The sequence below is a fragment of the Aquabacterium sp. A3 genome (assembly GCF_038069945.1).
Lineage (GTDB): Bacteria > Pseudomonadota > Gammaproteobacteria > Burkholderiales > Burkholderiaceae_C > Aquabacterium.
On record NZ_JBBPEV010000001.1, the window covers coordinates 1,762,743 to 1,776,546 of the forward strand.

A 13,804-nucleotide genomic window follows, 5' to 3' on the forward strand; every position below is an offset into this window, starting at 1 on the left:
ATGAGGTCCTGAGCCTTGTGCACCCTTTGCCCTTACCGTCTGCATGTCATCCCTGCTCACGCCGCTGCACCACGAAGCCGAGCTCCGCCGGCTCGACGCCCTGCACGAACTGGACGTGCTGGACACCGCGCCCGACCCCGACATCGACCGGCTCACCGCGCTGGTGGCCTCCTGCCTGGACATGCCGATCTGCCTGGTGGCCCTGGCCGACCAGGACCGCTTCTGGCTCAAATCGCGTCATGGCGTGGACTGGCACGAATACCCCTTGCAAGACAGCCTGTGCGAGCCCGTGCTCATGAGCCAGCAAGGCGTGGTGTGCCCCCACCTGGGCAAAGACTCCCGGTGGCGCCAGCACCCCCTCACCCAGCGCGGGCCGCAACAACTGCTGTTTTACGCCGGCGAGCCCCTGTGGAGCGGCACCGAGGTGATCGGCACCCTGTGCGTGCTGGACCGCCGCCCGCGACGCGACTTTGGCGCCGACCAGCGGCACCGGCTGCAAGCCTTTGCCCAGGTGGTCTCTGACGCGCTGCGCAACCGGCAGCAACGCCGTCTGGCCGAGTGGGAGCGCGCCCTGCACACCCTGGGGCCCACCGCCACGCTGCTGTGGATGATGGATGGGCCCACGCCCCGCCTGGCCCACCGCTCTGACAACCTGCCCCACATCGTGGGCGTCGAGGCCGCCCGGCTGCTGGCCGCCGGCGCGCCGCTGAACGCGCTGTGCCATCCGGCCGACGCCGATGTGGTGCGCGCCATCATGTCGCCCACCGAGGGCAGCCAGCCCCACCACGGCACCTTCCGCCTGAAGCACGATGGGCGCTGGGTGCGGATGCTGACGCACGCCGACCAGGCGCAACCGCCCCGGCTGCGGGCTTACCTGACGGACGTCAGCGCTCAGCAAGCGCTGGAGGCCCACAACGAGGCCACCCGCGAGCACCTGCAGCTGGCGCTGGAGGCGGCCCAGATCGGCACCTGGGAGCTGAACCTGCAAACGGGCGAGCGCCTGCACGGCCCCCGCACCATCGCCATGCTGGGCTACGAGCCCGATGAGCTGCAAGGCGACAACACCCACTGGACCGAGCTCATCCACCCCGCCGACCGCGACATGGTGCGCACCAAGATCTCGCGGCGGCTGGCCTTGAGCGACGAGCAACTTCAGCAGCTGCCGGTGTTCTCGGTGGAATACCGCATCCGCCACAAGCAGGGGCGCTACGTGTGGGTGCAAAGCTATGGCAAGCTGGTGAGCCGCGATGAGCAGGGCCAGCCCCTGCGCGCCGTGGGCACGCTGATGGACATCACCCACGCCAAGGTGGCCGAGCGGCAACGCACCCAACGTCAGCGGGTGCTGGACCTGGTCAACACCACCCAACGTGCGTTTTTGCATGGCCAGGATCTGAAGGCGGCGTTCGACCTGTTGTTCGAACCCCTGCTGGACCTGACCGACAGCCCCTTTGGCTTCATTGGCGTGGTGCAGCGTGCCGCCGATGGGCGCATGAGCCTGCGCGTGCCCACGATGACGGACCTGAGCTGGGACGAGACCTCTCGGCATTGGCACGACAGCCACATGGACACCGAAGGCGGCCTGGTGTTCACCCAACTGGACAACCTGTTTGGCCATGTGGTGACCCACGACAAGGTGGTGATCAGCCACCACCACGGCCGGCATTCCGCCAGCCGCGGCACCCCCAGCGGGCACCCGGTGATTGACAGCTTCATGGGGCTGCCGCTGCGCCACCAGAACAAGGTGGTGGGCATGATCGCGCTGGCCAATCGCAGCGAGGGCTACACCGAAGAGATGGTGGCCCTGCTGGAGCCGCTGGCGCAGATGCTGGGGGCGCTGATCAAGGCCCGGGCCGACGAAGATGCCCGCAGCAAGGCGGCGGCCCTGTGGCGCGAGCAGGCCACGGTGGACAGCCTGACGGGCCTGGCCAACCGCCGCCGGTTTTTTGACCTGGTGGCGCGGCACATTCCGCAGGTGCGCCGCTATGGCGGGCAGGCCACCATCGTGCTGATGGACCTGGACCACTTCAAACGGATCAACGACACGCACGGCCACGCCAGCGGCGATCTGGTGCTCAAAGCGTTTGGCAAGCTGCTGGCCGCTTCGGTGCGCGACACCGACCTGGCGGCCCGCATCGGCGGCGAAGAGTTCGCGATCTTCATGCCCTCCACCTCGCCGCACGAGGCCTTGATTCCCCTGGAGCGCATACGCCAGCGTTGGGCCAGCCAGCCCACCGAATGCGAAGGCCACAGCGTGGCGGCCACCGTGAGCATCGGCGTGGCAGGCTGGAGCCCCGGCAGCGACAGCCCCGAGCAATGGCTGACCCTGGCCGACGAGGCGCTGTACCAGGCCAAGGGGGATGGGCGCAACTGCATCCGCGTGGCGGGGTGAGTGGTGCGTGGTGAGCATCAGCCCACCCCCAGGGCACGCCCGAGCTTCACGATGCTGGCCCTGCTGACGCAGGACTACCCTGCGGTGCTCATCATGGGCTGGGGCCGTGGAACTCGCGACGCCGCCAGCGCCACGCGCTGACGGCTCTGCTCAAACATCCCCGGCCAGTCAGACCACAAAGCCTGTCTTCGCCCGCGAAGACAGGCCCAGCCCATGACGGCGCTCCTCGGCAGCATCGAGGCGCACGGGCGCGCCCTGGGGGCGGGCTGATGCTGGGGCGGCGTTGCAGCGGTTGCTGCCGTTGAGTTCTTCGTGCTGGTCGGCTAATAGCTGCCGCAGGCCGCAAGTTCTGACCTCAGATGCTCCCATCTGCGTCTTGCAGCCCCGGCCCGGCTAACGCCATATCGTGCAGAACCCAGAGCGCCTCGTCATCGCCAAGGTGCGCGGCGCTAGCAAACCACTTACATGCATCAGCTCGGCTCTTCGGTGTGCCCCTTCCTTGATAATACAGTCCACCGACGATCTTCTGCGCGAAAACGTTGCCACGCCGTGCCGCACCCAACATGGTCTCGAATACATAGGGTTCCAACTCACTGCGACCACCCAAACTCCTGAGTAGGGAATCTAGAAACTCAACCTCCGCAGCGATTACCTCCAGATACTGTGGCAACGAAGCCCCTGGGTACTTGCGCGGCGCGACACTCACGAAGCCTTTCGCCTCCTTGGGCGGCACGTAACTCGTCTCCACCAAGTCGGCCACGCGCGTGAGGAGCGCTTTGTCGCCGGAGATGAATAGGACCTCCTTGCGCTCGGACTTAGCCAGAATGGCGGTCATTGCAATCTGATCATCAGCCTTTCTTGGATCCAGACACTGGGCGTAGTGGGTGGGTGAGCGCCGCGGGAAGTAGATCACCGGCGGCGACGCCGAAGAGGTCATCTTGAACGTAGGGTGGCCAAGCGGATCATCCGGATGCTTCACCTGCCGGAGCTGATGGAAAAGATCGATAGCACGACGTGCCATGAACTTGATCCGCTCGTCCGAGCGAGTTTTGATCTTGTCTAGTTCGTTCAGTAGGGTCGCAGGAATACAGATGTCTGACGTCCCGTACTCGTAAATGCAATGTGGGTTGTTCAGGATTGCATTAGTGTCAAAGACGCAGAGTCGTCGATCATGTCGTGACGCACGATCCTCGGCAGGGTATGACTTTGCTGGTGCGGCGAGTAAATCGGCGGCACTCGAACGCTGGGCTAAGGGGGCGGCCACAAGCGTACTCTCGCCAGATTCATCTGCTGCGGCGCTTCCTTCATGACCTGGCGTTGTACCAGGCCCCCATCCTGAGCCTTCAGACGTTTGTCGCTCCGCAGCCGAAGGCTCCTTGTCCCAGAAGACATGTTTGAGGGCTTTGCCCACAATCCAAGACGACAGCCCAATCGTCGTGAAATACGGAAAGTCTTTCATTCAATGCTCCCTTCATGTTTCGATACGAGATGATCCCATCGCTTAGCGTCGGAAGAGGGTTGCTGACTGACAGGGGAGGTGAAGAATCTCCTATTCCAATCCGGAGCTGAAGTGGCTGTTTATTGCACTGCGTCGCGCGTGTATCCAATTGACTGAGCCAGCTCCGCTGTCCCGCAATTTCGCGCAGTGGAGCGCGGATGCTCCAATCGGGGGGCATTGTGGAGCGTTATTGATTCATATAGGCCAAATATGGAGCGTGTGCGCTCCACAAAACGCTGTGCAAGACGTCATCTAATCTCTAGAGTTCGGTCATTCGCAATAGATTGCAACGCAATGACTGACACAGGACTTGACTGCTTCCAACACCAGCCCCCGAAGGACTTCTACGCGCTGCGTGCTCTCCTCACGGCAAATTTGATCAACGCCATGAAGGCGGCCTCCGAACTGGAGGGCGACGGTCGCGGCAACGGTCTCACCGACACCGCAGTACACAAGCGCACAGGCATAGCACGGTCAACGTTGCGCCGCCTCCGTAGCGGTGGAAGTGATGGCATGCCTCGCGCGCCCCGGCTCGAAACCCTCTTCGAGCTCTCTCAGCAGATCGGCATTCCCCTGCCTTTCTTGCTGATGGGTCCCCATGACTGGCAAGTACTGGGGAGTTCTATCAGCGACATCTTCTATTACTCAGACGCGGCGAAGCACGTGGTGGGAGACAAACCCTGTGACCCAAAGCGGACGGCGTTAGAGGTGTTGCATCGCGCGCATTACAACAAGCCCGAGCCGCAAGAGTTGACCAATTTGCGCCAACGCTTATGTCTCATCCTTGGAAGGCAGATGCTGGCGGGGGCACGGACCACCGACTCCGCAAGGTTGCTTGCCGCACTGGCTGCATCACTCGCCAATCAAGCCGCGGCCGCCACACATCGGGCAAACAGCAACTAATCCACTAGCAAACGAATCGAAAACCATGTCCCAGATCACCGATATCCACTTGGCAGAGGTCCTCAATTCAGCATCCCAAGACGACCTCGCGATCTTGGTTGACCACATCACTGACAAAGGCGCGGGCCGCATAGCGCTTGCGTCCGATGTGTGCGCCCGCCTGTATGCTGCGGCTCAGCGCAAAGAGCTTGGAGACGCAGAGAAAACTCTGATAGCAGAGGAACTGCAGCGATACGCTGGCAACACCATCATGAATATATTCCGTGGTGGCGAGGGCATACCCTACCGTGAATTGCTCTGCGATGTCGCCACCCGATTCAAGATCGATGTCAGTCCAGTTGAGTCAGTAGCTGACATCGAAATGGCCATCATCAAAAAGGTTCTCATCCAATCGGTCGACAAGATGACGCCTGAGGAACGCGAAGAGATGGCCAAGCAGCTTGGTGCCAAGCGGGTGGTTGGCGCCGGCCCGATCGCATCTAGTGCTCTGATTGCCCTTATTCGCTCCACCGGCTTCGCCCCCTACAAATTGGCGGCGATCGTCGCGAACGCCATCGCCAGAGCATTGCTAGGGCGCGGCCTTTCCTTCGCAGCGACCGGTACGCTGATGCGCGGTATCAGCGTGCTCTCTGGTCCGGTCGGCTGGGCCATTACGATCTTGTGGGCCTCCGTGGACCTAGCCAGCCCTGCCTATCGCATCACCGTCCCCTGCGTCCTGCAGATCGCGTTCATGCGTCAGGCGGCCATAGTGCGGCTCTGCTCAAATTGCGAAGGGGAGTTGGCGCAGCACGCAGCCTTCTGCATGCACTGCGGCACTAAGGTTCCTGACAGCACTTGGGCCACGGAGCAAGCTGCAGCGTAACGCCCCCCACCGTTTCATCGCCATTCCATAGAGCATTCACCATGATCATCATCGTCACCATCCCTCTTCGCCTTATCGGCTCTTACGTCGTCGCCGGCCTAGTTGGCGCTGCCGTGGCCGCTTCCGCATCGCGGATAGTCGGGCGCAAACGCAGCAGCGCGCAATCATGATGGAGACCCGCGGGAGTCACCTAGCAGGCCCTCAGCCGCAACATTGAAGGAGACCACGGCAACAGGGCTCAACACCCGAGCTGTTCGCTACGCTAAAGCTCCAGAGCCTAAGTGTGCGTCGACACCGCAATGCGCAAGGGACGCTAAAAATGCTGCCGCAAAGCAGTCATCTAGGAAAGACCGCTTCCAGCCTAAACCCGCCCCACCCCAGACCCTGCAGCGCCCCCAGGCCCTGAGGCTGCGCCTCGGGGGTGCCGAGCAGCGCAGGCAATGGCCGGGCGTGGGCGCGCAAGCGGCCACGCTTCAACAACTGACTGGCCCGGGCTGTTTGACCGCAGCGGATGGGGCGCAGCGCCATCCGCGCAGGGAGTTCCCGGGCCCCGGCCGTTGCTGAGCAGCGCAGGGCAGTTCAGCCAGGGGCTGAACCACCCACGTGAAGCGGCCTTGGGGCCTGGGGGCGCTGCAGGGTCGTGCGCCAGAGGCCAACGCCCCCAAACTCACACCCCGTGGTCTTTCAACCAGTCCGACGCCAGTTGCTGCGCATAGGTGGCGGCGCGCTTGTCGTACGTGGGCCGGTAATCGGCATTGAAGCCGTGGTCCACGTTCGGGAACACCACGATCTCGGAGTTGCTGCCCGACTTCATCAGCCCGGCGCGCATGCGGTCCACCTGGTCCATCGGGATGTAGGCATCCTTGCCCGAATACAAGCCCAGCACCGGCACCTTGATCTGCTCGGCGATGTCCAGCGGGTCGTGTGCCTTGATGGGCGACTTCATGCCGCTGAGCAGGCCGTAATAGGCCACGGCCGCCTTCAGCTTGGGGTTGTGGTGCGCATAGATCCAGGCCGTGCGGCCACCCCAGCACCAGCCCACCAGGCCCACGCGGGTGGCATCGGCCTGGCCACTGGCGGCGGCAAAGGCCACGGCGGCGTCCAGGTCGGCGCACACCTGCGCATCGGGCACCTTCGACACCACCTCAGACAGGATCTGGCCAATGTCGCTCATCTTCGAGACATCGCCCTGGCGGGCAAACATCTCGGGCGCGATGGCGTAGTAGCCCATGCGGGCATAGCGGCGGCACATGTCCTTGATGTGCTCGTGCACGCCAAAAATCTCTTGCACCACCAGCACCACCGGGTACTTGCCGGGCTTGGCAGGCACCGCCCGGTAGGCCGGGATATGGCCACCGGCCACCGGAATCTTCACCTCGCCCGCCGTCAGGCCTTCGGCGCTGGTGGTGATGGCCTGGGCCAGCACCGGCTGGGCGGCCACGGCAAAGCCGCTGGCCAGGGCCGTCATCACGAACCCACGGCGAGACACGCCTTCATCGGCACCGATGTGGGTTTCAGGGTGGGCAAAGTCGATCGGCTTGACGCCGTAGTCCATCAGCTTCATGCGGGCTCCTTGGTTGCCAGTGCGGCTTCAATGTCCTTGATCAGGCTCTTGGGCGAATCGGTGGGGGCGTAGCGGCCCAGCACCCGGCCGTCACGCCCCACCAGAAACTTGGTGAAATTCCACTTGATGGCCTTGGTGCCCAGGATGCCGGGGGCGGCCTCCACCAGGTACTGGTACAGCGGGTGGGCCGCCGGGCCATTCACGTCGATCTTGGCCATCATCGGAAAGCTCACGCCGTAGTTGCGCTGGCAAAAGCCCGCGATCTCGTCGTTGCTGCCCGGGTCTTGTCCGCCAAACTGGTTGCACGGAAACCCCACGATGGCCAGCCCCTTGGGGCCGTGGCTTTTCCACAGCGCCTCCAGGCCCTCGAACTGGGGCGTGAAGCCGCACTTGCTGGCGGTGTTCACAATCAGCATCACCTGCCCCTTGTACTGTGACAAGGCCACCGTCTCACCGGTGATGGATTGGGCTTCAAAGTCGTGGATGGAGGGCATGGCGCAAGCAGGCTCTGTGACGTTGAAAGTGCTTAGCGTAACCCGAGCGCCAACCCCTTGCCAGACAGGGCTATTACACGAACGCCAATGCACGTACACTGGTCTTCCAACGGTCAGGAGCCGACACCATGTCCTCACACCTCGCCGACTCGCCCGACACCCCAGCCGACAGCGCATCGGCCCAGATCCTGCAGCTGCAATCGGCGCTGCAGCGGGCCCAGGCCACCAACCAGGAGCTGGCGCTGATTGCCGATCGCGTCAGCGACGCCATCATCCTGTGCGACGCCCGGCGTTGCATCACCTGGGTGAACCCCGCCTTCACCCGGCTCACGGGCTTCACCCTCACCGAGTGCCACGGGCAGTTGCCCGAAGAGTTGCTGTGCGGCCCGCAAACCGACAGCGCGGCCATCACCCGCATCAACCAGCAGCTGGCCCAGGGGCAAAGCGTGGACAAGCTGGCCGTGTGCCACCACCGCAAGGACGGCGAGCCCCTGTGGGTGGCCCGCTCGGTGCATCCCATCATGGGGGCCGATGGGCAGGTGCAGCGCCACATCGAGGTGCTGACCGACCTGCGCGATCAGCGCCGCGCCCAGGCCGAGCACGAGCGCCGGCTTGAAACCGAGATCGCCCTGGCCACCCGGGCCGACTTCCTGTCGCACCTCAGCCACGGCATGCGTGCGCCGCTCAACGCCATCCTGGGCTTCACCCAGTTGCTGGACATGAGCCCCTCGCTGCAGGGGGATGACACCTCGCGGCGCCACCTGGGGCACCTGCACGCGGCCGGCCAGCAGTTGCTGGGCCTGCTGGACCAGGCTCTGGAGTACACGCAGCTGGAGGCCGCCCCGGTGCGCCCCCGCACGCAGCGGGTCGAGCTGTCGATGCTGCTCAAGGACGTGTGCGCCGCGCTCAAAACCGAGGCCGAAACCCGCCAGATCACCCTGGTGGTGGACTGCCAGTCACCCGCCGTGTGGGCCGACCCTCAGCACACCCGCGCCATCCTGAGCAACCTGCTGCGCAACGCCATCCAGTTCAGCACCCCGGGCAGCACGGTGTGGCTGGTGGGCAAGTCGTCGGCCGATGCGCAAGAAGGCGTGGTCGAGGTGCGCGACCAGGGCCTGGGCATCGCCGACGACGACCTGCCGCGCCTGTTCCAGCCCTTCACGCGCCTGGGCTCGTCGGCCCAGGGCGCGGGCCTGGGGCTGGCCATCTCGCAGCGCCTGGCCGAGCTCATGCAAGGCCGCATCTCGGTCAGCAGCACCCTGGGGCGCGGCAGCGTGTTTGCCCTGCACCTGCCCATGGCGGCCAGCCCGGGCGCCTCCAACGGCCACGTGGGTCGGCAAAAGGCCTCCCCGGCCATCAGCCTGCCCTCGCTGCGGGTGGTGCATGTGGAAGACAACGAACTGAACCGCAGCCTGGTCGAGGCGCTGTTTGCGCCTTACCCGCAGGTGCGCCTGTACTCGGCCGACACCGCCACCGAGGGCGCCCAGTTGATCGAGCGTGAACAGCCCGATGTGGCCCTCATCGACATCGGACTGCCCGATGGCAGCGGCCTGGACCTGTGCCGGCGCCTGAGTGGCCGCCCGGCCCATGCGCGGGTGCAGTGGATCGCCCTGAGTGGCGACGCCCTGCCCGAGCACATTGCGCGGGCCCTGCAGACGGGCTTTCACCACTACCTGGTCAAGCCCCTGCAGATCCAGCGCCTGCTGGACATCCTGGCGGCGCGGCCGCGCTGAGCCGGCTCAGCCAGCGCCCAGGCGCTCGGCCGTCCAGCGCAGCAGGTCCAGCCACATCTGGCGCATCTCGGCTTCTTGCGGGGTGCGGATGGCGCTGGGCAGCTCGATGGTGACCACGGGCACCTTCTTGTGCACGCCGCCGTAGTTGCCCAGGCTGCCCGGAAAGATGCCCACCTGGTCCAGGTACAGGCGCCCCAGACGCTGCGGTGGCACGGTGGGGCCGTCAAAGTCCAGCACGCCATAGGGCGCGTGGATGGACACGATCAGGTGGGGTTTCCAGCGCTCCATCTCGTCGTGCAGCCAGCGGGATTCGGGCTCTGACAAAGGCTGGGGCCCCGGGTAACGGCGAGGGTCACGGCGGGTGCGCTGGTTCCAGTAGTGCGTGGCTTCCTTGTCCCAGTTGGGCGTGGGAAAGTTGCGGTTCAGGTCCACGCCGTTGGCGTTCATGCGCCAGGGACGGCGCTGCAGCATGCCATCGGGGTTCATCAGGGGCACGAAGCGCCAGTGGATGTTGGAGGGCGTTTCTTTGGCCGCACGAATCCAGTGCAGCGCCAGCGCGGTGGACGACAACTCGTCGCCATGGATGCCGCCCACCACCAGCACACGCAGGCTCGGGTTGGGCGACACCACGTCGCGCTGGAACAGGGGCACGCCGCGCACCGACCGGGATGGCCCCGACCCCAGCTGGGCCCCGGCGCACAAGGCGGCCGACACATTGGGCAGCTTGCGCACCACGCGCTGGCAGAACTCGGCGGCCGTCTCGGGTGCGGGCTCGGTCGCCGTCTTGCCGCGCGGGGCGGCCACCGCCTCTGCCGCCCCAGACCAGGCCAGCACAGCGCTCAATGACAACATGGTGAACAAGCGCCAGCCACGGGCCTGCACAGGGGCCGCATCCACCCGGCCCGATCGATCTAACCATTTCATGACGGCGCATGATAGCGGCATCGCGGCCGGCGGCTGGCACCGTGCGCGTGTAAAGCCACGGCCTGTGGTGCTCAGCGCGCCAGGGCCTTCAGCGCCTGCTTGATGCCATCGCTGACCGACACGTCGGCCGGCAGGGCCTTGAGCGCGGCCTGGGCCTCTTTGTCGGAGTAGCCCAGGGCCATCAGGGCCTGCAGGATGTCGGCCTGCGCATCGGAGGCGGCCGCCTGTCCCGGCAGCACCAGGGCGGGGGCCAGCTTGCCTTTGAGCTCCAGCAGCAGGCGCTCGGCGGTTTTTTTGCCGATGCCCGGCACCTTGACCAGGCGGGTGGTGTCTTGCGCCGAGACGGCCTGGGCCAGCTCGTTGGCGCTCAGGCCGGACAACAAGGCCAGCGCGATGCGCGGGCCCACGCCACTGACCTTGACCAGCTCGCGAAAGGACTCGCGCTCTGCCGCCGTCAGGAAGCCAAACAGCAACTGCGCGTCTTCGCGCACGATGAACTGCGTCAGCAGCGTGACCTTGGCGCCCAGTTCGGGCAGGTTGTAGAAGGTGCTCATGGGCACCTGAACCTCGTAGCCAACGCCTTGCACGTCCACGAGCACATGGGGTGGGGCCTTCTCGGCCAGCACCCCGGTCAAACGGGAAATCATGAAACGCGGTCAGTCAGGGCGGGTCAACGGCGGAACAGGCCCAGGCGCTGCGCCTCCAGCGCGGCTTCGGCCCGCGACGACACATTGAGCTTGCGGTAGATCTGCTTGACGTAGTCGGCGATGGTGTGGCGCGACAAATTGAGCTGCTGACCGATCTCGGGCAGGGTGAAGCCCTTGGCCACGCGCAGCAGCACTTCGTTTTCGCGCTCGGTGAGCTGCACGTGGGGCGTGACGTTGTCAGGCTGCAGGGCCGGTTGCATGCGCGCCTGGGCCGTGAAGTACTGGATCACACGGCGGGCAATGGACGGCGACAGCGGCGGCTCACCCTGGCTGATGCGGTGCAGTTGCTCGGCCAGTTGCTCGCGCGATTGTTCTTTCAGCAGGTAACCGAAGGCGCCGGCCTGCAGGGCCGGAAACAGGTGCTCGTCATCGTCGTGGATGGTGACCACCACCGACTGCACATCGGGCTGTTTGTCGCGCAGGGCCTGCACCACTTCCACCCCGGAGCCATCGGGCAGCCCCAGGTCGACCATGGCCACGTCAAAGCGCATGGCGCTGACCAGCTCCAGCGCATCGTGGATGCGCGAACACTCGCTGATCTGAGCGCCGGGAAAGACCTGCAGGGCCAGGGTCTTGAGCCACGCGCGGATCTCGGGCAGGTCTTCGAGCAGCAGGATTTGCTTCATGGTGCTGGGCCTCACTACGATATTGCGTACTTTAAAACGTGATGCTATCAGGCCTTCACCGCCACGGCCATCTCCAAGGGCAGCGTCATGCGGATCACGGTGCCAAAGCCGGGGCCCGATTCCACCAGGCATTGCCCGTTGAGCTGCTTGGCGCGGTGCTTCATGGTGGTCATGCCATGGCCCCGGTCCAGGCGGCCATCCAGCTCCAGCGGAATGCCGCGACCGTTGTCCTGGATCACCAGCATGAACACGTGGTTGTCCAGGTCCACCTCGGCCGAGACGATCACGTGTGAGGCCCCGCTGTGCTTGATCACGTTGCTGACGGCCTCGCGCACGATGCGGGTGGTCTGCACATAGGTGCGCGACGACAGCGGCTCTTCCACGATGTCGTTGGGATTGCGCCACTCGCACTCGATGCCGGCCTGCCCCAGGCGGGACACCACCTCGCTGCGCCAGTCGGCCAGGGCATCGGACAGCACCATGGGCCGCCCGGTGAGGCCACGCACCGACAGGCGCATCTCTTCCAGCGCCTCGCGCGCCAGGCTGGAGATGCGGTCGTTGTCGCTCGTGTGCACGATGGTCAGCAACTTGGCGCCCAGGTCATCGTGCAGGTCGGCGGCGATGCGCTTGCGCTCTTTTTCGGCGATCTGTTCCACCCGCAACTCGGCGATCTGGGTGAAGTTGCGCTCGATCTCGACACTGATTTCCTGCACGCGCTTTTCCAGCTGCATGCGGGCGCCTTCGGCCGTCTGCAGGGCCTTGGCATAGACCTGGATGAGCCGCACGGCCACCGCCCCGTACAGCAAGGGCATGACGAAGTGGGTGATGTGCACCCCCCACATCTCCAGCCAGCCCAGCTGAAACGCCAACTCGATGCCCACGACGGCCGCCACCGCGCCCAGGGCCACGCTCATCAGCCAGAACTCGACCCGGCCACCGCGCCCTGCGGCCCACAGAAAGTAGCCGATGGCGGCAAACAGCTCCAGCGCAAACAGCACGAACCACACCCGCGTGGCCAGGAACAGCACGTTCTCGCCCACCAGGGCCAGGCTGATGGGAAACAGCAGGCACTGCGCCCACAGCAGCCACAGGATGCGGCCGCGCCAGTCCACCCCCCGGATCACCAGGCGCGCATCGCCGGCATAGCCCAGCAGAAACTGCACGGCCAGCGCCGTCATGGGCGCAAACACCATGGCGATCAGCACCTCAACGGCGGCGTTCGGGATGGGCCAGTCATCGGGGATGAAGCGCCCGCTCATGAAGGCCCAGCCCATGGTGAGCAGGCCGAAATACACCAGGTAGGGCAGGCGCCGCACCCAGGCCAGCCCCAGCGCAAAGGCGCCCAGCACCAACAGCACGCCGCCCAGGGCCTGCGAGACGGTGGTGGTCCAGAAGACATGTGCCTCATGCAAGGCGCGCAATGCCGGCAAGGGGCCGATGCGCACGCCCGCCAGCCCACCGGCCCGCTCGCGCGCGGTGACGCGCTCCAGGGGGTAGCCCACCACCTTGAGGTCAAGCTGGTTGTCGCGCCCCTTCATGAGGGCCGACGGCAGGGGCACCAGGTGAGACCGGTGGCACTGACGGGCCACGGGCTCGCTCATGTGACCGCTGCGGTACAGCAGTTGACCATTGAGGTGCACCTCGACGGCCGAACAGGCCCGCTCGATGTGCAGCGCGATCAGGTCGGCGCGCGGGTCGGGCACGGGTGCATCAAACAGAAAACGATACCAAACGGGCCCCTGGTAGCCCGCCTGCGTGTTGGACCACTCGTCGGGCAAGGCCACCAGCCGCCCCACGCCAGACGCCGGAAACACCGCCTGCTCACCCCGCACCGCCCAGGCCCGGTTGAGCACCTGCACGCCAGCGTCCTTGGCTTGCGTCAAGGGCTGCGTGAGGTTGCGCGAGGACTGCGTCAGCCACCACACCCCGGCGCCGGTGGCCAGGGCCAGCACCAGGCTCACCACCACCAGGCCCAGCCACCCCGCGCGCCCTTGGGCCTGCGACGCCCAGCGCTGAAACTGGCGGGCGGCGCGGTGCATGGCTCCAGGCGAGGCGGCAGAAGAGGTGTGGTCTGGCATGGCGGGTGCAACAATCTTTTGACATT

At 65.5% G+C, this 13,804-nt stretch carries 13 protein-coding genes; 6 read left to right on the forward strand and 7 right to left on the reverse strand.

Translation table 11 applies throughout. The annotated features are described in order from the left end of the window. Positions 1 to 43 precede the first annotated feature (43 nt). Positions 44 to 2,389 carry a diguanylate cyclase gene (locus WNB94_RS07740; protein WP_341389475.1) on the forward strand — a complete coding sequence of 782 codons (2,346 nt, stop codon included), beginning with the start codon at positions 44 to 46 and terminating at the stop codon, positions 2,387 to 2,389. Between the two features lie 3 nt (positions 2,390 to 2,392). Further along, positions 2,393 to 2,530, forward strand: coding sequence for a hypothetical protein (locus WNB94_RS07745; RefSeq protein WP_341389477.1), 138 nt, complete (start codon positions 2,393 to 2,395; stop codon positions 2,528 to 2,530). Positions 2,531 to 2,744: 214 nt separating this feature from the next. Here the strand turns inward: WNB94_RS07745 and WNB94_RS07750 are convergent, their stop codons facing one another. After that, on the reverse strand, positions 2,745 to 3,848 hold the full coding sequence (locus WNB94_RS07750; protein ID WP_341389478.1) for a PIN domain-containing protein: 1,104 nt from the start codon (positions 3,846 to 3,848) through the stop codon (positions 2,745 to 2,747). Between the two features lie 333 nt (positions 3,849 to 4,181). Here WNB94_RS07750 and WNB94_RS07755 point away from each other — a divergent pair, with 333 nt between their 5' ends. Genes WNB94_RS07755 through WNB94_RS07765 form a run of 3 tightly spaced genes read left to right on the forward strand, consistent with a single transcriptional unit; the run spans position 4,182 to position 5,822 of the window. Continuing rightward, complete coding sequence (locus tag WNB94_RS07755; protein WP_341389479.1) at positions 4,182 to 4,790, forward strand: helix-turn-helix domain-containing protein; 609 nt, start codon at positions 4,182 to 4,184, stop codon at positions 4,788 to 4,790. 25 nt (positions 4,791 to 4,815) lie between these two features. Next, positions 4,816 to 5,652: a ubiquinol-cytochrome C chaperone family protein gene (locus WNB94_RS07760; protein WP_341389480.1), complete on the forward strand. Its 837-nt coding sequence runs from the start codon at positions 4,816 to 4,818 to the stop codon at positions 5,650 to 5,652. A 41-nt stretch (positions 5,653 to 5,693) separates the two neighbouring features. Further along, the gene (locus WNB94_RS07765) at positions 5,694 to 5,822 is read left to right on the forward strand and encodes a hypothetical protein (protein WP_341389482.1); all 129 of its coding nucleotides are present in this window, start codon (positions 5,694 to 5,696) and stop codon (positions 5,820 to 5,822) included. 497 nt (positions 5,823 to 6,319) lie between these two features. On the opposite strand, the gene WNB94_RS07770 is transcribed toward WNB94_RS07765, so the two are convergent. Continuing rightward, positions 6,320 to 7,207, reverse strand: a complete 888-nt coding sequence (locus tag WNB94_RS07770) for a dienelactone hydrolase family protein (RefSeq protein ID WP_445819046.1) — start codon at positions 7,205 to 7,207, stop codon at positions 6,320 to 6,322. 5 nt (positions 7,208 to 7,212) lie between these two features. Next, positions 7,213 to 7,710 carry a glutathione peroxidase gene (locus WNB94_RS07775; RefSeq protein WP_341389485.1) on the reverse strand — a complete coding sequence of 166 codons (498 nt, stop codon included), beginning with the start codon at positions 7,708 to 7,710 and terminating at the stop codon, positions 7,213 to 7,215. 128 nt (positions 7,711 to 7,838) lie between these two features. On the opposite strand from WNB94_RS07775, the gene WNB94_RS07780 reads away from it, so the two are divergent. After that, positions 7,839 to 9,443: a PAS domain-containing hybrid sensor histidine kinase/response regulator gene (locus WNB94_RS07780; protein WP_341389487.1), complete on the forward strand. Its 1,605-nt coding sequence runs from the start codon at positions 7,839 to 7,841 to the stop codon at positions 9,441 to 9,443. A 6-nt stretch (positions 9,444 to 9,449) separates the two neighbouring features. Here the strand turns inward: WNB94_RS07780 and WNB94_RS07785 are convergent, their stop codons facing one another. From WNB94_RS07785 to WNB94_RS07800, 4 genes are all read right to left on the reverse strand, one after another. Further along, positions 9,450 to 10,367 carry a M14 family zinc carboxypeptidase gene (locus WNB94_RS07785; RefSeq protein WP_341389488.1) on the reverse strand — a complete coding sequence of 306 codons (918 nt, stop codon included), beginning with the start codon at positions 10,365 to 10,367 and terminating at the stop codon, positions 9,450 to 9,452. Between the two features lie 71 nt (positions 10,368 to 10,438). Next, a complete protein-coding gene (gene ruvA / locus WNB94_RS07790) occupies positions 10,439 to 11,014 on the reverse strand; it encodes a Holliday junction branch migration protein RuvA (RefSeq protein ID WP_341389489.1) in 576 nt (191 codons plus the stop codon). A gap of 23 nt (positions 11,015 to 11,037) precedes the next feature. Continuing rightward, on the reverse strand, positions 11,038 to 11,700 hold the full coding sequence (locus WNB94_RS07795) for a response regulator (protein WP_341389490.1): 663 nt from the start codon (positions 11,698 to 11,700) through the stop codon (positions 11,038 to 11,040). Between the two features lie 47 nt (positions 11,701 to 11,747). Then, positions 11,748 to 13,778 (reverse strand): sensor histidine kinase, encoded by a 2,031-nt coding sequence (locus WNB94_RS07800; protein WP_341389491.1) that lies wholly within the window; start codon positions 13,776 to 13,778, stop codon positions 11,748 to 11,750. Between the last annotated feature and the right edge of the window lie 26 nt (positions 13,779 to 13,804).